Source organism: Sporosarcina limicola, assembly GCF_014873855.1.
In the GTDB taxonomy this organism is placed as follows: Bacteria; Bacillota; Bacilli; order Bacillales_A; family Planococcaceae; genus Sporosarcina; species Sporosarcina limicola.
On record NZ_JADBEL010000033.1, the window covers coordinates 1 to 25,557 of the forward strand.

The following is a 25,557-nucleotide window of genomic DNA, read 5'->3' on the forward strand; positions in this document are numbered from 1 at the left end:
AGATTTTCATCTCATTCAACAACCTTTCCGTTTTAGTATTCCTATACCCGAAAAGTGTTAAGTTGAAGCATTCCCCAAATGAGCGTAAGAGCCAACAGCATCTAGTAGAGGATGGACTTTTTATTTTTGATACACGAAACCCTTTATTACATGAGTTGGCAGCTGTTGATGAGTATGAGCAAAATTATATTGATAAAGATGGAAATGATATTGTTGAATTTCATCGTGATGAATACGATTCGATGACACAAATCTTATACTGTCATACTGATCGGCAAATTTATCAAAGAGAAACCTTAATTGCTAAAGAACAAGATGGCATTTCCCTACGCTATTCATTTCCACTCGAAATGGAAAAAATGCTTAAAGATAATGGGTTAATATTTTACAAGTATATGGTGATTGGGATAAAAATGAGCTGAATGCGAAAAGTATTTCTATGGCGTATGTATGTCAAGCTGAAAAATGAAAGGAGCCCAGTTCTGAGTTAACTTAGAACTGGGCTCCTTTCTACTAACCATATATCTTCATATATGATTAACGGCCCTATTTTTTCCGTTTAATGTCCAAAGTAGTTCAAGAAGCCATAGAAGAATATAATATGGATGATCTAACGAATACTTAAAATGAACTATTTTCAACTACCCGTATCTATACCGTTCATTTTTACGTTTATATACATGAAGGGTGAAATTAGAGGAGGAAAAACATGCGGCCGCTTGTTAAAAGCACTCCCATTGGAATGAATGAAGAATTCGAAGATGTTATCCAGCCTTATATGCGTGAGTTACGAAATTATTGCACGTCGCTGACAAAGTCTTCGTGGGACGGAGATGATTTGATGCAGGAGACACTGGCGAAGGCGTATAGAAGTTGGCTGAAAAAGCAGAAACCAATTGCCAAAGCTTATTTGTTCCGCATTGCTTCTAATACATGGATTGATGCCTATCGTAAACGCAAACTAGATGAGGAAATGAATCCGGATTTTTCAGGATTCAAACAGGTAGAGAATGCCGTGTCGGATGCAACAATCAAGGCGATAGAAGTTATATTGACTGAATTAACGCCGAAGCAGCGGGCAATCGTGTTGTTTGTTGAAGCGTTTGGTTACTCAGCAAAAGAAATTGCTCGCATGATTGATACAAGTGAAGGTGCTGTTAAGGCAACGCTTCATCGTGCCCGAAGAAAATTGAAACAAATCAATTATGATAGCCATGTTTTCTATTCGGAAGAAGAGGAGACGTTGACCTATGTAACCGCATTACGGAATGGAGATTCTGTTGCCATTGTCCGTCTATATCAAAATGAAATGATTGAACCGCAAATGGCTACCTCAAGTTCTCAAAAGTACTTCAAGCTGAATTCTGGGATTCAGTTCTTCGCTGGTGGCAGTACCTATGTCCTGTTTACGATCTCAATGAAAAACGGGAGTGCTTTGTGCATTCCGTTTTATCAGATAGAACTGGCTGCATTGTTATCACGATTGGAGGAGCTTAAGAGGGAAATTCCAATAGTGGCATAGAAAGGAGATTATCAAATGTCTAGTGTGCTTCCATATGTAGTAGAACAAACGAACCTTGGAGAACGTTCGTATGATATTTATTCGCGATTATTGAAGGATCGGGTTATTTTTCTTGGTACAGAGATTAATGATGAGGTGGCAAATAGCATTGTCGCACAATTGCTTTTTCTGGAGTCGGAAGACGCTGAAAAGGATATTTCTTTATACATTAACAGCCCAGGTGGTTCAACGTCCGCAGGGTTTGCTATCTATGATACTATGCAGTTTATTAAACCGGATGTGCAAACAATTTGCACTGGAATGGCGGCTTCTTTCGCTGCTGTACTGCTTGTTGCCGGTGCGAAGGGGAAACGCCTTGCTTTGCCAAATAGTGAGATAATGATTCATCAACCGCTTGGCGGAGTAAAGGGTCAGGCAAGTGATCTTGAAATTAGTGCACGTCGTATTATCAGATTGCGAAAACATCTTAATGAACTTCTTTCTGAGCGTACCGGCCAATCTTTCGAAAGAGTGGAGAAAGACACGGATCGCGATTATTTTATGACGGCAAAAGAAGCGATAGATTATGGGATTATCGATAAAATTATTTAGGTATTATGTAGGACTAGTTATTATACAGGAGCATTTTTTTGGAGCGTATTGTCCAATGACTGTAGTAAAGTGAAACTTCAATGGTAGGTGGTTTTCCTCATCTCTTGCTATTGAAGTTTCCTAAGTCCTGTTCGGGAAATAAATACCTCGATACAAGCTGGGAAACTTATTGCCTAATTTTGTTGAAAATTGGTTTGTATGAAAAACTCAGATGGGGGAATGGTGATGAAAAAAGTACTTATTCTTGGTGCAAGTGGGCTGGTAGGAAAGGCTTTAATTGCTGAATTTAAAGATGAATATGAACTCTATGGAACATACTTTTCAACCTTTACAAGTCTCCCTACTGGTAAACAGTTTCAATTGGAACTACAGCAAATTGAAAAATTGAAAGACATTATTCGTTCAATTAAGCCAGACATTGTGATTTCTTGTCTAAGGGGAGAGTTTGTTCAACAGCTCAAGTTTCATAAAGAATTGGCTATGGAATTTAGAAATAATAATAGACGTGTATATTACTTTTCTACCACAAATGTATTTGATGGGGATTGTTCAAAACCCCATACGGAAATGGATATTCCTATTTCTAAATCGGATTATGGGAAATTCAAAATTGAATGTGAAAATATGCTAAAAGAAATTTTAGATGAGCGAGTGATGATTATACGAATTCCAGCGATATGGGGCATGAATTCTCCAAGAGTGAACGAGATTAAGGAAAGTATAAAAAATCATAAAGAAATTGCTGTTTATAGCAATCTTGTATGTAATAATCTTTTGGATGTTCAGTTAGCAAAACAACTACGGTTTATTATCGAAAAAGAATTAAAAGGAATATTTCACTTAGGTTCAGTGGATATGATGGCTCAGGGACGATTTTTTGAACAGATTATAAGTAAACTCACGAGTAACAAGAGCTTATTACGATACCAAATGTATCAGGATAAAGCCGACACTTGTTATTTTACATTGAAGTCAAATCGTGATGATATTCCAACTTCTCTGCAAAGTACGAATGAAGACATAATATCTTATCTGATAGGATAGAAGTTCGGTAAAGCATTGAATCTTCGAGATGAAGTGGCAACATAACGAAAAAATAAAAGGAGCCAATTTCTGAAATTATTCAGAAATTGGCTCCTTTTTATGTGATCAATACATCTTCATATAACGTTCAAGTTCCCAAGGATGTACATTAATACGGAAACTTTCCCACTCCGATTGTTTCGCTTCCATGAAGTTCGCAAAAATATGTTTGCCGAGCGCATCTTTGATCACGTCATCTTCACTAAGAGCGATGAGCGCATGGTCGAGATCAGTTGGTAATGTGCCGATTCCGAGGTCTGCTAGCTCGGACGGTTTCATTTCGTAAATATTGCGATCGATAGATTTCGGCGGTTCTAGTTCACGTTTGATGCCATCCAAGCCTGCTTTTAGTATAGCTGCCAGTGCAAGATAAGGATTAGCTGCCGAGTCGACGGAACGGACTTCGATTCGGGTGCTTATGCCACGTGATGCAGGAATCCGTACGAGTGGGCTACGATTTTGTGCGGACCAGGCGATATAGCATGGCGCTTCGTAGCCGGGAAGGAGCCGTTTGTAGGAATTGACGGTTGGATTTGTTATGGCTGTAAAGCCCCGTACATGGGCAAGGACACCTGCCATAAATTGATAAGCGATTTTGCTTAGTTTCAGCTCACCTTCTTCATCGAAAAAGGTGTTTTTGCCGTCTTTGAATAGGGAAACGTTACAATGCATGCCTGAACCGTTGACGCCAAAAAGTGGCTTCGGCATAAATGTCGCGTGCAGGCCGTGCTTTCGTGCAATCGTCTTGACGACAAGTTTGAAGGTTTGGATATTGTCACAAGCTGTGAGTACATTTGCATATTTGAAGTCGATTTCATGTTGTCCCGGTGCTACCTCATGGTGAGAGGCTTCAATTTCAAAGCCCATCTCTTCTAATTCCAAGACGATATCGCGTCGACAATTTTCTCCAAGGTCCATCGGTGCAAGGTCGAAATAGCCACCGTTATCATTCAGTTCCATTGTCGGTTGCATGTTGTCATCGAGTTTGAATAAGAAAAATTCCGGTTCTGGCCCGAGATTGAAATCCGTGAACCCTAGCTCTTTCATTTCCTTTAATACCCGTTTCAAATTGCCACGGGGATCACCTGCAAATGGTGAACCGTCGGAAAGCGAAACATCACAGATAAGCCGTGCGACACGACCTTTTCCCGACGGCCACGGAAATACCATCCATGTATTGAGATCCGGAATGAGATACATATCCGATTCTTCAATGCGGACAAATCCTTCGATTGAAGAACCATCGAACATCATCTTATTATCTAGTGCTTTGTCGAGCTGGCTGATGGGAATCTCCACATTTTTAATCATACCTAAAATATCAGTGAACTGAAGGCGGATAAAATTCACAGATTCCTCTTTTACGAATTTTCGAATATCCTCTTTTGTATAGTTCCTCATCATACCACTCTCCTTAATGATTTTTTATTGCAAGTTTTGCTTTACTATTTTTATATACTAAAGCAAAGTGATGTCTTTTAGCAAGGATTTTCTTTTATTTTATTGAATTAAATGTAAAAATAAAAAATGTTCCAATTTAACCTGCAAACCCGCAAACCCAATAAAACACTATAATTTAAAAATATCTCAATATGTACTAGAAATTGTGTCGCTTTTGCTTCAATGTAAGAGGTATAGTAGTAATATAATTGACTAGAAGAAAGGAGTTATGTATGAAAAGGTCAAAAGGTATGGTGTTGGTGGATAACTATTGGATTCCAAAATCCCAAGCAAAGAAGTTTCTTGAAACAAGGGAAAGATGTGCTGTGGAGGCGACACTCATTATGGGAGAGTTCTGTGAAAAAGTGGAACGTTGTTGGGCAGGCTCTGAAGACGGCGAGGCAGTCGTAGGAACTGATCAGCATGGTGAAATTGTTTGTCTCATTCATTTGGATCCTGGTAAGATTGTCATTATGGAGAAGGCTGTAAACGAAGGCAGATTAAAGGAATATATTTCGGGGACAAATTAAAAAGATACCGAAAGTTATCTTGTATTTTGTGACACTGAATAATTAGGGGGGATCAGTATGAATGAAAGAAAAGATCAGTGGTCATCGAAATTGGGGTTCATTCTGTCCTCGGCAGGGGCGGCTATTGGCTTAGGCGCAATTTGGAAATTTCCATATGTCACAGGGATGAGTGGTGGGGGCGCATTTTTTCTTATCTTTGTTGCATTTACGTTACTAATTGGGCTGCCGATGCTCATTTCAGAATTTATCATAGGAAGAGGAGCGGGGAAAGAAGCAATCAGCGCTTATAAAAAGCTTGCTCCGAAGAGTCTATGGGTTTGGATAGGGAGATTAGGCGTAGTCGGTTGCTTCCTGTTGTTGTCTTTTTATAGTGTAGTTGGTGGTTGGGTTCTTATTTATAGTGGCTTATCGATTCAAGGGAAAGTTATTGGTGACGGAGGCGATTATCCAGCATTATTCGAATCGGTCACTGGATCACCATGGATTACTTTGTTAGGGTTGCTGATATTTACGATTGCGAATGTGCTTGTTATTTCTTCGGGTGTTCAAAAAGGAATCGAAAAAGCAAATAAAATTATGATGCCATTGTTATTTGTATTCTTTATCATTCTTGTCGTCCGTGCTTTGACGCTTGAGGGGGCAATGGAAGGTGTTAAATTTTTCCTATATCCAGACTTCTCGAATGTGACGGGTGCATCATTGTTATATGCATTGGGACAAGCATTTTTCTCGCTTGCTGTCGGGTTCTCTTGCATGGTGACCTATAGTTCCTATTTGAAAAAAGATGTGAGTTTGACGTCTGCCGCTGGTTCTGTTGTCGGCATGAACATTTTTGTATCATTATTGGCAGGTCTCGCAATATTTCCGGTTGTCTTTGCATTTGGTTATGAGCCAGAAGGAGGGCCTGGATTATTATTCATGGTGTTGCCTTCCGCTTTTTCGCAGTTGCCATTCGGGGAATTATTCTTATGCTTATTCTTGCTGTTGTTCTTGTTTGCAACGTTGACGTCGTCATTCAGCTTATATGAAATCATTGTCGCAGCCGTCACGGCGAGTGGGAAAAGATCAAGGAAATCTGTCACTTGGTTGACAGGTTTGATAGTGTTCAGTGCAGCGATACCAGCAGCTTTGTCTTCAAGTAGCCTTGGATCATTTACGATTTTAGGGAAAAATGTATTTGACGGGACAGATTATCTTGTGAGTAACTTGTTGCTTCCGTTTGGGAGTTTATTGATAGCCCTCTTCATTGTTCATAAAATGGATCAAGTGTTAGTAAAAGAAGAGTTCAACCTAAGCAGTACAGTTTCGCCCACTTTGTTTTCAGTGTGGCATTTCCTAATGAAATGGGTTGTACCGATTACAATTGTCGTTGTTTTCATGAATATGTTAGGATTTATTTAGGAAGAGTGCAGGGTTTATAATCACACGTATCTCAAGTAAAGTTAGTCACTCAACTTAAATAACATATTTGCTGAAAAATGGTAGGTCCGTTTTTTATTTTATAGCCATCTTATACGCTCACTATGTATTGCGGCACTACTAGGCAATCCCTAGTCGGATTAGGCGTCGTATTGTTTTTCACTTTCGGTCGAAGGTGCCCCCTACGCGGGACAGAGAAGTGCCGCGTCTCTGTAATTAGTAGTATATCCATTATTGCTAGAATATATACATGATCATAGTTCAAAATTAGTGACAATATTCCCCTAAGTCAAATATGGTTCTGAACCCTTCTTGACTTGAAAAGAAGTACCTGCGTAGCGAATAATCATGAATGCTTGAACGTTCATGATTGTTCACTGTGTAGGTATTTTTATATTTTCTAAACGAATTCTAGAGTAAATTCAGTAATCATATAATTCAACATTGTCTAATTAGGCTGTATAATTTAATATGAAACGATTTCCAAAATTGAGGATAAGGAGGGAATAGATTGGCAGGTTTCGTAGATGGTCTTAATAATGTGTTGTGGAGTACCCCAGTTATCTATATTTTACTCGGTGTAGGACTTTTCTTTTCCATCATGACTCGTTTTTTGCAAGTACGGCATATTAAAGAGATGATAAGGTTAATGTTCAGCGGGAAAAGCTCAGACGCGGGGATTTCATCGTTCCAGGCGTTGTCAATTGCGCTTTCAGGACGTGTTGGAACCGGTAATATTGCCGGTGTAGCGACAGCAATCTTTTATGGAGGACCGGGCGCTATATTCTGGATGTGGGCGATTGCTTTCATCGGTGCTTCGAGTGCTTACGTTGAATCGACGTTGGCCCAAATTTACAAAGTAAAGCAAGATGGGCAATATCGTGGGGGACCAGCCTATTATATTGAAAAGGGAATCGGTTGGAAATGGTATGGCATTACTTTTGCGGTTGCAGCTTTGATTGCAATGGCCATACTCATGCCAGGTGTTCAATCGAATTCGATTGCCGTAGGTGTTAATAATGCATTTGATATTCCTCAATGGATTACGGGTGTGGTAATCATTGCAATACTGGGCTTCATTATTTTAGGTGGTGTTAAACGGATTGCGAATGCTGCACAAGTCATCGTACCGTTTATGGCATTGGGTTATATGTTGGTTGCTAGTATTATTATTGCTATGAATGTTACTCAGTTACCTGATGTAATTGGTTTAATTTTCAGAAGTGCATTTGCTATGGATTCTGCTTTTGGTGGGATAATTGGTATGGCAATTATGTGGGGGGTAAAACGTGGCGTGTTCTCGAACGAAGCTGGACAAGGCACAGGGCCACACGCAGCAGCGGCTGCTGAAGTATCCCATCCTGCAAAACAAGGTCTCGTTCAGGCATTTTCCGTCTATATCGATACATTATTCGTGTGTTCGGCAACTGCATTTATGATTTTATTTACGGGTATGTACAACACACAAGCTGAAGACGGGTCTTTTATCGTGAATAATGTTCCAGCCATAGAGCAGGGCCCTGGATATACACAGGCTGCTGTCGATAGTGTGCTACCAGGCTTCGGAGCTGGATTTGTTGCCATTGCACTCTTTTTCTTCGCGTTTACAACAATCATGGCTTATTACTATATTGCAGAAACAAATATCGCCTATCTTTTCCGAAAAAGGAACAGCAAAATGGTTATGCTTATATTGAAGGTGGTTCTATTGATAACAACTTTCTTGGGTACCATTAGACCGGCGGAATTGGCCTGGGCATTGGGTGATGCAGGCTTGGGCATTATGGTATGGTTGAATGTCATCGCAATTCTTATTTTGGCGAAACCCGCACTGTTGGCTTTGAAAGATTATGAGAATCAAAAGAAGCAAGGCTTGGATCCAGTATTTGATCCGAAGAAAATCGGCATTAAGAATGCAGACTTCTGGGAGAATGCTTATAAAGCAGAGCCTAACGATCGTAGTTCATAAAATGTAGGTTATCGGGAATTAATCACTAAGGAAATTTGTATCAATAGATTTATAATGGAACAAAAAACCGATCCCTAATGATGGATCGGTTTTTTTGTAATAATAAAAGATATCGATATATACGACTTTTTTAAGGAAGCGATAGAATAATGGACACTGATAAAAAAATGTCATTTCTAGATTTTAGAAAGAAATAGGATAGTGGGAAAAGTGCGTTTTTGGAACAAATTATAAGAATATTTGACAAAGTGTAAAAAATTATATCTTTATTAAAAAGATTTATACAGTTTAATCCATTTTATCTTAAATATTTATACATTTAATTAAGAAGTGAATGAATTATCACTCAAATAATTCGGTTTTTCGACATTAGACGCCTATTTAGAATATTGGCATGACTATTGCAACTTGAATTCATAGAGGGAGGATGTTTAAAAATATCTTTGTTGGAAATAGAGTGATTTTTGCATGCTGGGTCTACAAGCATATCCATGGTAGCAAATTTTCTCGGTATATAAGTAGGGCTAATGGCGCTCATAGTCCTGTGTCCAATAAGATGTTAGCACATCCTGTCTAAGTCCAGTAACCATATTTATGAATGGAAAGACTGGAGAAAGGAGGTTTAGCAAAGAAAGTAGGTTATAAGTTGTCCTATTCTCGAGCCGAATTAATGAAAGATGGACTTTGATTTTTTTTAATCGAATACTTTATTTTCTACAGTTTTTTAAAATTTTTTGTGGAATTGTTCATAAAGTGAATAAATGCAGGTTCGATGAAGTTGTTAGCCAATACAAAGAGGAAGGTGAAGAATAGTATGTGGAAATTTACTAAACAGACATTTAAAATTATCAGTATTTGCGCAATTACCCTAGGGAGTTTTCAATTACAAACCTCCGCAAATGTAAATGCAGAACAATCATTTAAAGGCGAGGTGAAAATGGAACCCGCTGGTATGCATCAGTCACCATCTCAAGAGTTAGCTCATTCGTCTCATATTGACGAAATGGAATCATTTGAAATGAGAATTGGGATGACTGACAGATCGGTGCAACCACCTACATTTGTCGAAGTAAAACCGCAAGCTAGATCCATGATGCAGGCTGAATTGCAAGAATACACAATGGCGGATTTAAACCGTTTAAGCAATTATCAATTAGTGGATCTTCTATCTACAATTCAGTGGGATCAAGTGACAGATTTATTCGAATTCAATAATGATAGTCTTGCCTTCTACCGAAATGAAAGTCGCGTACAAGCGATGATAGATGCGCTAGAAGACAAAGGTAGGACTTTCACCAAAAACGATTCAAAAGGTATTGAAACGCTAGTGGAAGTAATACGGTCAGGCTTTTATTTAGCGTTTTACAATCAAGAATTGAACGATTTAAATACACGGGCTTACCATGAAAAGGCACTTCCTGCTTTAAAAGCAATTGGTAAAAATCCGAATTTCAAACTTGGGACGATTGAACAAGACATAGTTATTGCAGCATACGGAGCTTTAATCGGAAATACTGCAAGTGACGTTGAAACTGTGAAATTGGCAACTCCAATACTAAAAGAATATTATAATAATATAAGTAATTATATTGTTGAAAATTCAAAAGGCAATGCTGTATATGCCCTATTGCGAGGAATTGACTATGACCTTGACAATTATTTGTATGACAATAGGAAAAAACCTGAGCAAACGATGTGGTATGGAAAAATAGATGAATTTATAAATCAAGTAAAACGTTATGCATTTTTAGGAACAGTAACCGAGGATAACGCTTGGCTTATTAATAATGGGATTTTCTACACGAGTAGGGTTGGGAAATTTCATAGTTCCCCTACATTAGGACTCGAAGTTATGACTGATGTCATGAGTATGTACCCGTATTTAAGTCAACAATATATTGTTGCTGCGGAACAAATTAGTTATTATCATGGTGGAGTCGATGCGAATGGTCGACATATCAATTATGTTCAGATCATTAAAGATGGAAAAGCGAAGTTTTTACCAAATACGTATACATTTGATGATGGAGCCTTCGTCATTAAAACAGGTGATAAAGTAACTGAGAAAAAAGTTAAACAGCTGTACTGGGCAGCAAAAGAAGTAGAAGCTCAATTTTTCCGAATGGTCGGAAGGGATACACCGCTTGAAAGTGGAAATGTAGATGATGTATTAACGATGGTTATCTATAATAGTCCTGCAGAGTATCAATATAATAGTCAATTGTACGGATATGACACGGATAATGGTGGAATGTATATTGAAGGAATTGGCACATTCTTCACTTATGAACGAACACCAGCAGAAAGTGTCTATAGTTTAGAAGAATTATTCCGTCATGAGTTTACACATTATTTACAAGGACGATATGAAGTTCCTGGTTTATGGGGACAAGGGCCAATCTACGCAAATGAAAGATTGACTTGGTTCGAAGAGGGGAATGCTGAGCTTCTTGCAGGTTCAACACGAAAGGAAAGCATTGTACCGAGAAAAAGTATGGTCGGTGGATTATCTACTAACCCACAAAGCCGTCAAACTGTACCTCAAGTACTTAACGCGAAATATGGAAATTTCGATTTTTATAAGTATTCCTATGTTTTACAATCCTATATGTACAATAAGAAGTTCGACATGTATGATCGCGTCCATGATTTAATAAGGGCAAATGATGTGTCAGGCTACGACGCATATCGTTCTGCGCTTAGTGCCGATACGACTTTAAATACAGAGTACCAGAACTATATGCAAATGCTAATTGATAATCACAGCAACTATATAGTGCCACATGTAGCTGCTGATTACTTAGCGCAGCATGCACCTAAAGCGGTCACTGAAATCGCTGCCGAAATTACTACGGCCGCAAACTTAGAGAATGTCCAGGTGGCAACTAGAGGGTCACAATTTTTCAAAACATTCTCTGTAAAAGGAACCTATACAGGGAAAGCATCACTCGGAGAATATGCTGATTGGGCAGCAATGGATGTGAAGATAAATGAGATATTAACCCGTTTGGATCAGAAAGAATGGACTGGCTATAAAACAGTAACAGGTTACTTCACTAATTATCGTGTGAATGCTGCGGGTCAATTTGTTTATGACGTTGCCTTTCATGGCGTGAATACAGATGATGGCAACGTCAATAAAGCACCAGTTGCGGTCATTAATGGACCTGAAACAGGGAAAATAAATGAAGCAATTCCATTTACGAGTGAAGGCTCAGCTGATGTAGATGGTCAAATTGTCTCGTATAAATGGGCGTTTGGTGATGGGCAGATAAGTATGGAACAAAATCCATCTCACATCTATACGGAAAAAGGAACGTATATTGTAAAATTAACGGTGACGGATGATAAGGGCGCAACTGGAACAGCTTCTAAAAATATTGTAATTCAAGATGGGGAAGTCAATATAACACCAGTTGTGGTCATTAATGGACCTGAAACAGGTAAAGTAAATGAAGCAATTTCATTTACGGGTGAAGGCTTAGCTGATGGAGATGGGCAAATTGTCTCGTATAAATGGGAGTTTGGTGATGGGCAGACAAGCATGGAACAAAATCCATCTCATGTCTATACGGAAAAAGGAACATATGCTGTAAAATTAACGGTGACGGATGATAAGGGCGTAACTGGAACAGCTACTGCAAATGTTACAGTTCAAGCTGACGAGGGTGGCGCGTATATAGAATCCGAACCAAACAATTCTTTTGAAACAGCAAACAAACTAAAACTAAACAAAATTTTACGCGGCAATTTTAATGCCGATGACTATACTGATATATTTGAAATTGATGTAACAAAAGCCGGAGATTTACAAATAACGGTGATGAATGAAAATAATATTGGGATGAGTTGGGGTCTGTACTCTGAAAAAGATTCAACTAATTACCTTGCTTATCCGCAACAGATTAGCAACGAATTAGTTGGTAATTATCAAGCTTATTCCCCTGGAAAGTATTATTTAGTTATTTATAAGTATTCTGGGGAATCCGGAAATTATTCTGTTCAAGTTCAGTAATAGGTAAATAAAATAACAGGTTGTCGTAATTATTGACAGCCTGTTATTTTATTTGTGAAACAATTAACTTTCATTGTGTGAGCGACCGATTATAAAAATATCGTTGTTATTGTATCATCATTACTGACATGCTCTATAGGGAGGTATCCCTATAGAGTAGTATTGACTTCTATCCAAAGACGGCTACGATGAAGTGACCATACTGACGTTGTGCACCGGCATATCTTTATAAATGATACTTTTGTACGTTCTTTTAGTACTTCAATATCGACTTAGACAGGGACCAGTCGAATTGGCGAGTGAGAAGTTCCTCCATCGTAAACTCAAAAAGGTGAGAATCGGAAAGTCAACTAACTAACGATAAAAACGTCTTTGCAGTAATAATTAGTGCCCTATTTTTCTCATTAAAATTTCAATTGGACCTCTACTATATTTCCTCCTCCAGAGAACAGAAAAGAGGATACTAATTGTAAAGTACGCTATAGAAAAGCCTAAGGAGAATGCTAAAGTTTGATTATCCATTCTATTTAACACATCCAGTAGTTCAATCCCTATGATGACATGACTAACATAGTGGGTGAGTGTCAATTGTCCGGTTTTGATAATCATATCGGTAAATAGATAATCTGCATACTTATTTGTGAAATAAAGGCAAAGAACCAAGATGACGAGTGCTGTACCTGAAGCGGATAGTACATAGAAAATGTTTGGTAAAATTGGACCTGTGCCAAATAGAAAGTAGGCGGATTCCAACCCTATCGAAGGCGTGTAAATCCGAAGCATCAAGGCAGATAAGCACTCTAGTAGTATCGCAACCATTGCACTTATGACTAGAATTTTCTTTCTAATTTTACCATCATTCAGGTTCAATTTTCCAATCCACATACCGAGTAAGAAGAAACAAATCCATGGCAGTACAGGATGGTACCCATTGAACATCGAATTTCTAAAGAAGCCCTCGAACGTCCAGAAATCAAGATACTCCATATAGGGTTTTCCTGGATCCCACCCCTCTAGCGTGTTATTCGTGAGTTGAAGCGTTTGTGCAATCAATAATGCTGCTGCGGATAACCATAACAACATTTTTCCTTTTGCTGCAATCAATAGTGAGCCAATAAACAAATACAATCCATAGTAATGCAAAATATCCCCTGTCCAACCGATTACATATAAAATCATTCCCACTATAAATAAGAACAGAGCACGTTTCCAAATGGTTTTCCTAGTTTCTTTTAGTAAAATAAAAGAATTTGCTTCACGTGCTGTTCTAGTCATAAGTGAGATGCCGATTCCTGCGAGAATAACAAATAAGGCGGAGGCTCTTCCCTCAAACAAATCCATGAAATGTATTAACCAAGTTGGACCATTGCCCTCCGCTCCTGTTAAAATCTTATAGTTCACAATAAGCATGCCAAGCATGGCCCAAGCTCTTGCAAAATCCAATCCTTCAATCCGTTTCGATCGTGTTGTCATACTACACCTCATCCCTGATGATGGTTGCTACAGCTTCGATCCAAACTTGTTTATAATCAATTTTGACATCCAAGAGCATAAAATTTCCGATATTATCTAAAATCATCGCAAGCATATGCGCTTTTGCATGTACATTTACAGAAGAAGTTACACCCAAATCGCTGCCTCTCTTCAACAAGTCTTCAAAGCCTACAAGAAATTCTTGCTGTACCATTTCGAACCGTTGAATGTACTTCTTGTTTCGAGAGGCCAGTAAGAGATATTCTTGAATAACACGATTGAAATGCTTATCCTTCGCTTGTTCCTCAATCATTCGAAAACCGACGGCTACTAATTCATCCTTGAAATTGTCTTTTGTGAAATTTTTCAAAGTAAAGAAGGCTGAAAACTCAATAGCTTTGCAAACCTCTTCAAATATGTAATTGATCAATTCCTCTTTGGATTTGAAATAATAATAAATCGAAGGCTTTGAAATACCTACTTCCTCTGCAATCATCGAATATGTTGTTTTTGCAATTCCGTATTCGGAGAACATACGGTAGGCTGTTTCTACAATAGCTGTAAACGTTTTTTCGCTACTCTTCATTTCTAATTTACCTCCTTTTTTTACTTAACACGAATTTTTATCTCAACAAATGGCTAGTAAATAATTATTCTACCTATCGTTAGGTAGAATATAAAACAGTTTTTTAGAAATGTCAATACTAAATAATTGTTAACTAGGTATTATGCTTTAAGTTCAATAACTAGCACCAATTATCCTTTCCGGATGCGTATAGAGGTTAAATGTTTCACCTCTTATGAAACCGACTGTTGTAATCCCTAGTTCATCCGCAAGTTGAAGGGCAAGTTCAGTCGGTGCAGACTTTGACAGTACAATTTCACAACCGATTTTGGCTACTTTCAATAAAATCTCTGATGAAATACGACCGCTAAAAACGATTACTTTATCTCGGACTGAAATGTTATGTTTTAAGCAGTAGCCGTATATTTTATCGAGTGCGTTATGCCGACCGATATCCATCCTTAACAAAGTAATGCCAGTAGGATCACATAACGCAGCATTATGGACGCCACCTGTATTATGGAATAGGTTTGCAGAATGATTCATTTCTTTCATCAACAAAAAGCATTGCTCTGGTGTTAGCACTACACTTTTCTCTGTCATCTTTTTTGCAGTCAGTGCGTCATTTGCGAACACGAACCCTTGTCGGCTCATCCCACAGCATGATGTGATATAGCGTTTGTTCTGCAGCTGTTCATAATAGGGATATAGTTTGTCTGTCGTTACATGGACAAAGCCCAATTCTTCCTGCACCCGTATTTCTTTTATATCTTTATATTTTAAAACAACTCTTTCGGATGCCAAAAACCCGACGACCATGTCTTCGATATATTCCGGCGTGCAGACGATTGTTACGAATTCCTCGCCGTTCAATTTAATAGTTACTGGGTGTTCTACCGCAACGCTATCGTCTTTCGTTTTGAAATGACCATTTGAAAATCGAAGGATGGCCCGTTTTTCAGTTTGTTTCATCCTCTTATTCCCCCTACGCAAAAGTAATGAAAACGTTTTCTACAATGTGGTCAGTTAATTGTTTATTCTTATTATATCAACTATACTAATAGCAAAGATACTACTATCCTAAATTTCAATTGTTTGGAAAAAAGGGAGGCGCTTTTATGTCTATTCGAATAAATGGATTAGATTATGACTTTCAGAACGGTAAGACAATTCTCGAGGTGATCAATCAGCATGATATGTCCCATCCGCAAATTTGTTACTTGCCGGAAGTAGATCCGATTGAAACTTGTGACACTTGCATTGTGGAAGTAGATGGTCGATTGTTGCGTGCTTGTTCAACAAAGGCTGTTTCAGGTATGAATATATCACTTGCTTCACTGCGTGCAAAAACTGCGCAGACGGAGGCGATGGATCGGATTCTTGAAAATCATTTACTTTATTGTACAGTATGTGACAATAACAATGGCAATTGTAAAATCCATAATACTGTTGATATGATGGAAATTGAACATCAAAAGTACCCTTATGAACCAAAATGCTCGAAGGAAAGTGTAGATTTTACGCATCCATTCTATCGTTACGACCCAAATCAATGTATAGCATGTGGACAATGCGTGGAAGTCTGTCAAAATCTACAAGTAAATGAAACGTTGTCTATTGACTGGGAAGCGAATCGTCCAATTGTGCTTTGGGATGGTGGCGCGAAAATCAATGATTCGTCCTGTGTTGGTTGCGGCCATTGTATTACTGTATGCCCATGTAATGCACTTATGGAAAAATCCATGCTTGGTGAAGCTGGATTTATGACGGGCATGAAAGATGAAATTTTAGCGCCAATGATTGAACTTGTGAAGAACGTGGAGCCAGGATACAGCGGAATTATGGCGGTGTCAGATGTGGAATCGGCAATGCGGGATACAAGAACGAAGAAAACGAAAACAGTCTGTACATTTTGCGGTGTCGGCTGTTCGTTTGAAATCTGGACAAAAGACCGTGAAATCTTGAAAATCCAGCCTGTTTCGGATGCGCCGGTAAATGCAATTTCTACATGTGTGAAAGGGAAGTTCGGGTGGGATTTCGTCAACAGTGAGGAGCGTATTACAACGCCGCTCATTAGAAAAGGGGATTCTTTCGTCGAAGCGACTTGGCAAGAGGCGCTTGACTTCGTCGCTTCGAGATTAGGCGCTATTAAAAAAGAATATGGTAAAGATGGCGTCGGCATTATTTCTTCATCGAAGATTACCAATGAGGAAAACTATGTCATTCAAAAGCTCGCGCGCCAAGTATTCGAAACAAATAACGTCGATAACTGTTCGCGTTATTGTCAATCACCAGCGACAGATGGCTTGTTCCGTACAGTCGGTATGGGTGGAGACGCCGGAACGATAAAAGATATAGCGGAGGCAGGGCTTGTCATTATTGTCGGCGCAAACCCTGCAGAAGGACATCCGGTTCTTGCTACTCGAGTTAAACGTGCGCATAAGCTACATGGACAAAAATTAATTGTAGCTGATTTGCGGAAACATGAAATGGCAGAACGCTCCGATATCTTTATCAGTCCGAAACAAGGGACAGACCAGGTATGGCTAATGGCTGTGACGAAATACCTTGTTGATCAGGGCTGGCATGACGAGACATTTATCAATGAAAATGTGAATTATTTTAAGGATTTTACTGCAGTACTTGAAAAATACACACTGGATTATGCTGAAAAGGAGACTGGCGTGTCAAAAGACATGCTAATTCGGACAGCGGAAATGATTCGCGATGCGGATGGTACATGCATTCTTTGGGGAATGGGTGTCACCCAAAATACCGGTGGTTCAGATACATCCGCAGCCATATCCAATTTGCTGCTTGCTACGGGCAATTATCGGCGTCCTGGGGCAGGGGCTTATCCACTTCGCGGTCATAATAATGTGCAAGGCGCATGTGATATGGGTACGCTTCCCGGCTGGTTACCAGGGTATCAGCATGTTACAGATGATGTGGCTCGTCAGAAGTTTGAAAAAGCATATGGCGTGACAATTGATGATAAACCGGGGCTTGATAATATCCAAATGCTCCATGCAGTGGATGACGGTAGTATGAAGGCGATGTATATTATCGGGGAAGATATGGCACTTGTCGATTCAAATGCGAATTATGTACATGATGTGTTATCGAAACTGGACTTTCTCGTCGTACAGGATATTTTCTTTTCAAGAACAGCCCATTATGCGGATGTGATTTTACCCGCCGTTCCATCGCTTGAAAAAGACGGCACATTTACGAATACAGAAAGACGTGTGCAGCGTTTGTATCAGGCATTACCTGAAATGGGTCAGTCGAAAGCGGATTGGTGGATCGTTCAGGAGGTTGCCAATCGACTGGGTGCAAATTGGAACTATAGCCATCCTAGCGAGATTTTTGCGGAAATGGCGAGCCTATCTCCATTGTTTGGTCAAGCCGATTACAGTGTGATGGAGGATTGGGGCAGCTTTTTATGGGGTAGTTTTGACGGTGCAAGTACACCACTTCTCTATGTGGACGGATTTAATTTCCCCGATAAAAAAGCACGTTTTGCCCTATCTGATTGGGTGGAACCGGTGAAATTTCCGGAAGAGTATGATCTTCATATTAATAACGGTCGTCTGCTAGAACATTTTCATGAAGGGAATTTAACGAATAAATCAGAAGGTATCCAAGAGAAGGTGCCAGGAATTTTCGTTGAAGTATCGCCGGAACTTGCGAAAGAACGTGGGGTAGTAAGCGGTTCAATCGTTCGTCTGATTTCTCCATACGGCGCATTGAAGCTTCCAGCACTCGTAACAGATCGTGTGAAAAACAATGAACTATTCTTACCTATGAATTCGGTGGATAAAGAATCAGCCATTAACTTTTTAACCGGCCCTGCCGTCGATCAGCGCACCAATACACCGGCTTTTAAACAAACGATGGTGCGAATGGAATTACTTCGAAAAGACGGGAAAAATCCGTTGCCGAAGTCGAATCCTCGCAATAAAGAACGCCATCCACAAAATGGCGTGGAAGTAGATCGGAAATGGGCTAGACCAGGATATATACATTTGACTGATCAAGAAAAAGAGAGGTGATGTACGATGGCAACACCTATTACTTCTATTAAGGAGAAAGAGCGGACACCGGAAGAGGTTCAAAAGGAAAGAATATTGGAATTGCAGTCGTTAATCGCCGAACAGGAGCAATCACTTAATAAAATTCTCGGAATTACTGGTGAATTGAATAATGCGGGTGTGCTTGATGCGGTAGCGGCAATGGTAAAAGCAAAAGAAGATATCGCAGGAATTGCCGTTCATCAGGCGTCGCGCGAACCAATAACTAATTTGATTAATAATGTGATGAACGCAACGGGCGTACTCACAGCAATTGATCCCGCTGTAACAGCAAAACTCGCTGCAAGTGTCCAAAGCGGACTGCATGAAGCGGAGTTATATAGAGGGAATAATGATAAAGTTAGCTTATTGGGGTTGATGAAATCATTAAATGATCCTGATATTAATCGTGCCATTAAGTTTGGACTTGATTTCTTGAAAGGGATGGGTAAAGAGCTGGACGGGGAATAGGTTAAAGAAAAACCACTTTGCTCATTGAAGTGGTTTTTCTATTTGTTTAATAAGTGACAACCATGTAGAGATGCATTACAATTAAAACTATAAAAACTAAAATAGTTTTTATAGTTTTTGAGGGAGGTCACAAATTGAAGACGCGTATTATAAATGCCTTTATTGAAGAAACCCGTAGTAATGGCATCAAGTTCACCATGGATGACTTGGCAAGGCGGTTGGGAATGAGTAAGCGTACGCTATATGAAAATTTTTCATCCAAGGTTGAAATTCTTGATTCGATTATTGATAGGACGTTAGGGGAGTTCGAAGAAGAGTCACGCCGTATTATCGATAATCCAGAGCTTACACTTTTAGAGAAGATTCATCAGGAGATTATTGTAGTACCGAAATTCAATGAGTTTTATGATCTTGGCATTTTAGAGCAATTAAAACGATCCTATCCTGCGCAATGGGAACGGGTGAATCATGAGTTTCAGCAGTGGGACGATTTGAAAGGACTTCTGGAAGAAGGAATTCGTACGGGCGTCATTGTAGACCGAAATATCGATTTACTTATGAAGCTTATTATCACAACCATCAATGCAACTCTCGATCGACAGTTCTTTTTTGACCATAGCATTTCTGTCAAGGAAACATATGGGACGATTGTTGATATGTTGTTGAACGGAATTAAGAAGGAGAAATAAAGCTGAAATATCGCTATTTTACCCCAGTGAATTAAATCGGAATCATAGCGATGTTTTTAAAGAAGGAAGAGGTACGGTTATGAAAGAAGAGAATACATTAAATCGCTTGGATAGAGAGCCTGTCGGAAAAGCTTTTGTAAGATATCTGATTCCATCGGTGGTTGGAATGCTGCTAATGGCAATCAATATTGTCATTGATGGGATTATGGTAGGCAACCGTTTAGGGTCGATCGCCCTTGCCGGAGTCGGTATTGCCACACCAATCTATACGATATTTCTAGCGATGTCGCTATGGATTGGAATTGGTGCGGCAACCCGCTATTCATTTGCGATGGGGGCAAAACGACCGGATGAAGCGCGTATCATTTTTTCATATGCAATCATCTCTATATTTATTCTTACAGTAATTATTGGTCTTTTTGCTTTTTTGTTTAGGACTCAACTGGCGTATTTGCTAGGTGCTAATGCGGATACGTTTCCGTTCGTTTCAGGATATATGAATATCATGATACTATTTGGATTTGTTCTTACGGTTGAGAATGCATTCAGTATTTTAGTTAGAAATGACGGTGGACCGAATTTATCTATGATTGCACTTGTTGCTACGTCACTCGTCAATATCGGGTTGAATTATGTATTTCTGTTTATTTTAGACTATGGTGTGACAGGTGCAGCTGCGGCGACAATCATCGGTGCATTTGTTGGGATTATCATATTAAGCTCGCACTTTTTTAAGAAGCAAAGCAACTTGCGTATCGTCCGCTTTAAGTTCGAACGAAAGGTCTTCCTTTTATTATTGGTCATTGGATTCCCAAGTTTTCTTTCAGAAGTGGGGTTTTCCGTCTTTACAATTTCGCATAATATCATATTTGAACGTTTTGCTGGAACTGCCGGCGTGTCGGCATTCACGATTTTGAATTATGTACATAGTGTGATGCTTCTCTTATTTTTAGGGATGGGGGCGGCGATTCAACCGCTAATTAGTTACTACTATGGTGCGAAAAATGAAGAAAAAATGAAAAAAACGGTACGAATGGCAATCGGGACATCAGTAGGCGCCGGTATCCTCTTTTTTCTTATCGGTCAATTCGCGTCCGCGCCGATTGCAAACTTGTTCGGGGATTTCCCAGAAGAAGTAATGACTCTTGCGGCGCCGGGAATCAAGCTGTTTTTCATAGCTTATCTTTTCATGGGAACGAACTTTGTAATGATGACGTATTATCAATCCATCGGGCAAATTCGGATAGCAACGTGGATTACTGCATCAAGAGGAATTATCATTTTACTTCTTCTACTTGCAATTATGCCGCCACTATTCGGTTTGACAGGTGTCTGGCTCGTAATTCCCGCGTCGGAATTTATCGTACTTATTATGTTGTTTTATTATCAAAGAAAATTGAACAGTTAAGGTGGGGATTTAGTGAGACAGGGATTATTGGTGATATTCACTAGAGCAAAGGGACTGCCGATATAAGAAGTCCTGGAGAATTTCTTCGTTTAACTAATTCCACGGAGACTTTAAGAGGTTCGACCATTCTTATTGAATAATCGTACCTTTTAAAGATTATTTTAGTTTGAACAAGATTTTAAGGACTTTTCAAGTACAATGGGGCCCGTTTCCTTATGACGTTAACCCAAATTGGAAATGCCACACTTTCTCATCTCTTTGAAGAAAAATCGTATCCTTGGCAGTGATGGATGGTACAATACTTGTAGAAGGCAATTCCATTAATGGATTGCATAATTTCATTTTCTAAAAAGGGAAATGAAAAAAGGAGAATGAACCGTTTGAGCAATCAAGAAGAGAAAAGTAAATTACCAGCAAATTATTTGGAGTTAAAGAAGGCCGCTAACCGGATGTCGAATTGGAGAGTCCGATTGGATGCGGTTGCAGAATTGGGTCAATGTAAACATAAACAGACGATTGATGTACTGACACATAGAATGATCAATGATCCTGTCTATAAAGTACAAGAGGCAGCATACAAAAGCCTCAAAAAGTTTGGGGAAGATGTCCAAATGCCTGAGCAAAATAAATTTGATTTACTCAAGGATGCCTCTAAAGTATTCTTACGCATTAAGAAAAGTTTACCTCGGGATCATACATTTGAAGAATACAGAGAGAAGTTGAAAAACATGCGACTCGATTTGTATGATACCTATGAAGGAGATAAGGGCGCGGATTTTGATAAATGGCTTGAAAATAAATGGCAGACTATGGAAACGAAAAAAGGTAAATAATTAAGTGAAAACTCAATCAAAGAGGATTTTCTTCATCTGCCACTTACTCTTTATCGGATATCCTTAAGCCTTGAAGTGAGGGTCTTACTGCCCGTTAATGCGGGATACATTGAAAAATAGCAGGTTAAGGAATGGTTTTATGCCGTTCCTTAACCTGCTATTTTTTTGATTACTGCAACATATACTCTTTTTCTATAGTGCGCCATTCGTAAATAAATCGAATCAGTACTTTTGTGAAATCTACTAGCTACTCAATGCTTACCTGTTCATTTACTGGCATCTATCAGTAAATCATAAAACTTTTTATCACTATTAAAGAATTTTATACACTAAAACTTCGATTATTATGAAAATTTATACAGTCATCCCGAAAAAGGCACACCTACTTATTTTAATAGTTAGAGTTTTCGGTGTTGATAGTTTTTTATAGGGATTGGCATGGTTATTGCAACTTGAATTTATTAGGCGGGAGAATGTTAAAGGTCACCTAATACTAAATGGTGTATATCTTCGTTGGAGATGGAGGAATTTTGCATGCTAAGTCTACAAACGTATTCATGGAAGCAAAGTTTCTCGGTATATAAACACGACTAATGGCGCCCATAGTCCTGTGTTCAATGAGATGTTAGCACATCCTGTCCAAGTTGGTTCCCATATGTTGTGAATGAAGAGACTAGAGAAAGGAGGTATTATCAAAGAAAGTAAGCAAGGACTTATCGTATCTTCAAGTAAAATTGACAAGAATTTTACTTTGAAGTTTTTCAAACGAATGCTTTAGTTTTCTCAGTAATCTCAAACAATTTTTGGTGAGAATAGTTAGAATAGAGTAACCACAATTCCAATTAGTTTAGTGTCCAATACAAAAAGGAAGGTGAGGAATAATATGTGGAAATTTACTAAGCCGGTATTTAAAGTACTCAGTATTTTAGCGATTACCCTTGGGAGCTTTCAATTACAGACCTTCGCAAATGTAAATACAGAACAATCATTTAAGGACGAGTTGAAAATGGAACCCGCTGGTATGCAGCAGCCAATGCAAGAATTAGCGCATTCGTCCTACATTGACGAAATTGATTCATATGAGAAAAGGACGGAGTTATCTGACAGGTCGGTAAAACCACCCGCAATAGAAGAAGTAGAACAACAAGCCAAGTCCATGAAACAGGCTAAATTGCAAGAGTATACAATGGCGGATTTAAACCTACTAAATCATCAACAATTAGTCGAACTTCTTTCAACAATTGAGTGGTATCAAGTAACAGATTTATTCAAATTCAATAATGATAGTCTTGCTTTCTATAAAAATGCAACCCGCGTACAAGCCATCCTTGATGCGTTAGAAGAAAAGGGGAAAACCTTTACCAAAAATGATTCAAAAGGCATTGATACGCTAGTGGAAGTGTTACGGTCAGGTTACTATTTAGCATTTTACCATCAAGAATTGAGTGAATTAGGTACACGTACTTATCATGAAAAGACGCTACCGGCTCTAAAAGCAATCGGTAAAAATTTGAATTTCAAACTTGGAACGGCTGAACAAGATAAAGTTGTTGCAGCATACGGAGCTTTAATCGGAAATAGTTCAAGTAACGTTGAAATAGTAAAACTAGCAACCCCTATATTAAAACAATACAATGATAGTTTAAGTAATTATATTGTTGAAAGATCAAAAGGTAGTGCTGTACATTCCCTAATGAAAGGAATTAACTATGATATTCAAACTTATTTGGCTGATACAAACAAGCAGCCTAAGGACACAGTTTGGTATCGGGGAATAGATGGATTTGTAGATGAATTAAGTCGTTTTGCCTTGTTAGGCACGATAACAAAGGATAACGGATGGCTAATAAACAATGGAATATACTACACAAGTAAATTCGGGAAATTTCATACTTCACCTACGATCGGGTTACAGGTAATAACAGAAGCTATGAGCATGTACCCGTATTTAAGTTCACAATATCTAGTTGCTGCGGATCAGATTAGTTATAATTATGGTGGAATAGATGCAAATGGCAAGGTGATTGATTATGATCAAATTATTGAAGAGGGAAAAGCGAAGTTTTTACCAAATAAGTATACATTTGATGATGGAGCCTTCATTATTAAAACAGGTGATAAAGTAACCGAGGAAAAAGTTAAACAGCTGTACTGGGCAGCAAAAGAAGTAGAAGCTCAATTTTTCCGAATGGTCGGAAGGGATACACCGCTTGAAAGTGGAAATGTGGATGATGTATTAACGATGGTTATCTACAATAGCCCTGCAGAATATAAATATAATGATCAGTTGTACGGGTATGACACGGATAACGGCGGTATGTATATTGAAGGAATTGGCACATTTTTCACTTATGAACGAACACCAGCAGAAAGTATCTATAGTTTAGAAGAATTATTCCGTCATGAGTTTACACATTATTTACAAGGACGATATGAAGTTCCTGGTTTATGGGGACAAGGGCCAATCTACGCAAATGAAAGACTCACTTGGTTCGAAGAGGGGAATGCTGAACTTTTTGCCGGTTCAACAAGAAAGGAAAGCATTGTACCGAGAAAAAGTATGGTCGGTGGATTATCTACTAACCCGGAAAACCGTCAAACTGTACCTCAAGTGCTTAACGCGAAATATGGAAATTTCGATTTTTACAAGTATTCCTATGCTTTACAATCCTATATGTACAATAAGAAGTTCGACATGTATGATCGCGTCCATGATTTAATAAGGGCAAATGACGTGTCAGGCTACGATGCGTATCGTTCTGCGCTGAGTGCGGATACGACTTTAAATACAGAGTACCAGAACTATATGCAAATGCTGATTGATAATCACAACAACTATATAGTGCCTCATGTATCTGCTGATTATTTAGCGCTACATGCACCTAAAGCGGTCACTGAGATCGCTGCCGAAATTACTGCGGACGCAAACTTAGAGAATGTCCAGGTGGCAACTAGAGGGTCACAGTTTTTCAAAACATTCTCTGTAAAAGGAAGCTATACAGGGAAAGCATCAATCGGAGAATATGCTGATTGGGCAGCAATGGATCGGAAGATAAATGAGATATTAACTCGTTTGGATCAGAAAGAATGGACTGGCTATAAAACAGTAACAGGTTACTTCACTAATTATCGTGTGAATGCTGCGGGTCAATTTGTTTATGACGTTGCCTTTCATGGCGTGAATACAGATGATGGCAACGTCAATAAAGCACCAGTTGCGGTCATTAATGGACCTGAAACAGGGAAAATAAATGAAGCAATTCCATTTACGAGTGAAGGCTCAGCTGATGTAGATGGTCAAATTATCTCGTATAAATGGGAGTTTGGTGATGGGCAGACAAGTATGGAACAAAATCCATCTCACATCTATACGGAAAAAGGAACGTATATTGTAAAATTAACGGTGACGGATGATAAGGGCGCAACTGGAACAGTTTCTAAAAATGTTACAGTTCAAGAGGGAGAAGTCAATAAAG

Annotated in this window: 16 protein-coding genes and 2 pseudogenes; 14 read left to right on the top strand and 4 right to left on the bottom strand. The window is 38.9% G+C overall.

All coding sequences use genetic code 11. The annotated features are described in order from the left end of the window. The 4 genes and pseudogenes from H4683_RS18425 to H4683_RS18440 form a co-directional block, all read left to right on the top strand. Nucleotides 1-422 (top strand): annotated as a pseudogene (locus H4683_RS18425) (hypothetical protein); the annotation flags it as partial. A 287-nt stretch (nucleotides 423-709) separates the two neighbouring features. Continuing rightward, nucleotides 710-1,522: an RNA polymerase sigma factor gene (locus H4683_RS18430; RefSeq protein WP_192600301.1), complete on the top strand. Its 813-nt coding sequence runs from the start codon at nucleotides 710-712 to the stop codon at nucleotides 1,520-1,522. Between the two features lie 15 nt (nucleotides 1,523-1,537). Continuing rightward, nucleotides 1,538-2,113: an ATP-dependent Clp endopeptidase proteolytic subunit ClpP gene (clpP, locus tag H4683_RS18435; protein WP_192600302.1), complete on the top strand. Its 576-nt coding sequence runs from the start codon at nucleotides 1,538-1,540 to the stop codon at nucleotides 2,111-2,113. Nucleotides 2,114-2,338: 225 nt separating this feature from the next. Further along, the gene (locus H4683_RS18440; RefSeq protein ID WP_192600303.1) at nucleotides 2,339-3,157 is read left to right on the top strand and encodes a sugar nucleotide-binding protein; all 819 of its coding nucleotides are present in this window, start codon (nucleotides 2,339-2,341) and stop codon (nucleotides 3,155-3,157) included. A 105-nt stretch (nucleotides 3,158-3,262) separates the two neighbouring features. Here H4683_RS18440 and glnA read toward each other — a convergent pair whose 3' ends face one another. After that, nucleotides 3,263-4,597 carry a type I glutamate--ammonia ligase gene (gene glnA, locus H4683_RS18445; RefSeq protein ID WP_192600304.1) on the bottom strand — a complete coding sequence of 445 codons (1,335 nt, stop codon included), beginning with the start codon at nucleotides 4,595-4,597 and terminating at the stop codon, nucleotides 3,263-3,265. Between the two features lie 272 nt (nucleotides 4,598-4,869). Here glnA and H4683_RS18450 point away from each other — a divergent pair, with 272 nt between their 5' ends. From H4683_RS18450 to H4683_RS18465, 4 genes are all read left to right on the top strand, one after another. Further along, nucleotides 4,870-5,166, top strand: a complete 297-nt coding sequence (locus tag H4683_RS18450; protein WP_192600305.1) for a hypothetical protein — start codon at nucleotides 4,870-4,872, stop codon at nucleotides 5,164-5,166. 57 nt (nucleotides 5,167-5,223) lie between these two features. After that, on the top strand, nucleotides 5,224-6,567 hold the full coding sequence (locus tag H4683_RS18455) for a sodium-dependent transporter (RefSeq protein WP_192600306.1): 1,344 nt from the start codon (nucleotides 5,224-5,226) through the stop codon (nucleotides 6,565-6,567). Between the two features lie 529 nt (nucleotides 6,568-7,096). Continuing rightward, complete coding sequence (locus H4683_RS18460; protein WP_192600307.1) at nucleotides 7,097-8,554, top strand: alanine/glycine:cation symporter family protein; 1,458 nt, start codon at nucleotides 7,097-7,099, stop codon at nucleotides 8,552-8,554. Between the two features lie 814 nt (nucleotides 8,555-9,368). After that, nucleotides 9,369-12,569: a collagenase gene (locus H4683_RS18465; protein ID WP_192600308.1), complete on the top strand. Its 3,201-nt coding sequence runs from the start codon at nucleotides 9,369-9,371 to the stop codon at nucleotides 12,567-12,569. Between the two features lie 384 nt (nucleotides 12,570-12,953). Here H4683_RS18465 and H4683_RS18470 read toward each other — a convergent pair whose 3' ends face one another. From H4683_RS18470 to fdhD, 3 genes are all read right to left on the bottom strand, one after another. Then, the gene (locus H4683_RS18470; protein WP_192600309.1) at nucleotides 12,954-14,042 is read right to left on the bottom strand and encodes a DUF418 domain-containing protein; all 1,089 of its coding nucleotides are present in this window, start codon (nucleotides 14,040-14,042) and stop codon (nucleotides 12,954-12,956) included. Between the two features lies 1 nt (nucleotide 14,043). Continuing rightward, nucleotides 14,044-14,628, bottom strand: coding sequence for a TetR/AcrR family transcriptional regulator (locus tag H4683_RS18475; protein ID WP_192600310.1), 585 nt, complete (start codon nucleotides 14,626-14,628; stop codon nucleotides 14,044-14,046). A 153-nt stretch (nucleotides 14,629-14,781) separates the two neighbouring features. Continuing rightward, complete coding sequence (fdhD, locus tag H4683_RS18480; RefSeq protein ID WP_192600311.1) at nucleotides 14,782-15,579, bottom strand: formate dehydrogenase accessory sulfurtransferase FdhD; 798 nt, start codon at nucleotides 15,577-15,579, stop codon at nucleotides 14,782-14,784. Nucleotides 15,580-15,725: 146 nt separating this feature from the next. Between fdhD and fdhF the strand changes: the two genes are divergently transcribed. The 6 genes and pseudogenes from fdhF to H4683_RS18510 all read left to right on the top strand — a co-directional run. Further along, nucleotides 15,726-18,662 (top strand): formate dehydrogenase subunit alpha, encoded by a 2,937-nt coding sequence (fdhF, locus tag H4683_RS18485; protein WP_192600312.1) that lies wholly within the window; start codon nucleotides 15,726-15,728, stop codon nucleotides 18,660-18,662. Between the two features lie 6 nt (nucleotides 18,663-18,668). Continuing rightward, complete coding sequence (locus H4683_RS18490; RefSeq protein WP_192600313.1) at nucleotides 18,669-19,151, top strand: helical membrane plugin domain-containing protein; 483 nt, start codon at nucleotides 18,669-18,671, stop codon at nucleotides 19,149-19,151. A 134-nt stretch (nucleotides 19,152-19,285) separates the two neighbouring features. Beyond that, on the top strand, nucleotides 19,286-19,840 hold the full coding sequence (locus H4683_RS18495) for a TetR/AcrR family transcriptional regulator (protein WP_192600314.1): 555 nt from the start codon (nucleotides 19,286-19,288) through the stop codon (nucleotides 19,838-19,840). 79 nt (nucleotides 19,841-19,919) lie between these two features. Next, nucleotides 19,920-21,248, top strand: coding sequence for an MATE family efflux transporter (locus H4683_RS18500; protein ID WP_192600315.1), 1,329 nt, complete (start codon nucleotides 19,920-19,922; stop codon nucleotides 21,246-21,248). 371 nt (nucleotides 21,249-21,619) lie between these two features. Next, a complete protein-coding gene (locus H4683_RS18505; RefSeq protein ID WP_192600316.1) occupies nucleotides 21,620-22,081 on the top strand; it encodes a HEAT repeat domain-containing protein in 462 nt (153 codons plus the stop codon). A gap of 883 nt (nucleotides 22,082-22,964) precedes the next feature. Next, nucleotides 22,965-25,553, top strand: a pseudogene (locus H4683_RS18510) (collagenase); the annotation flags it as partial. Nucleotides 25,554-25,557 lie beyond the last annotated feature (4 nt).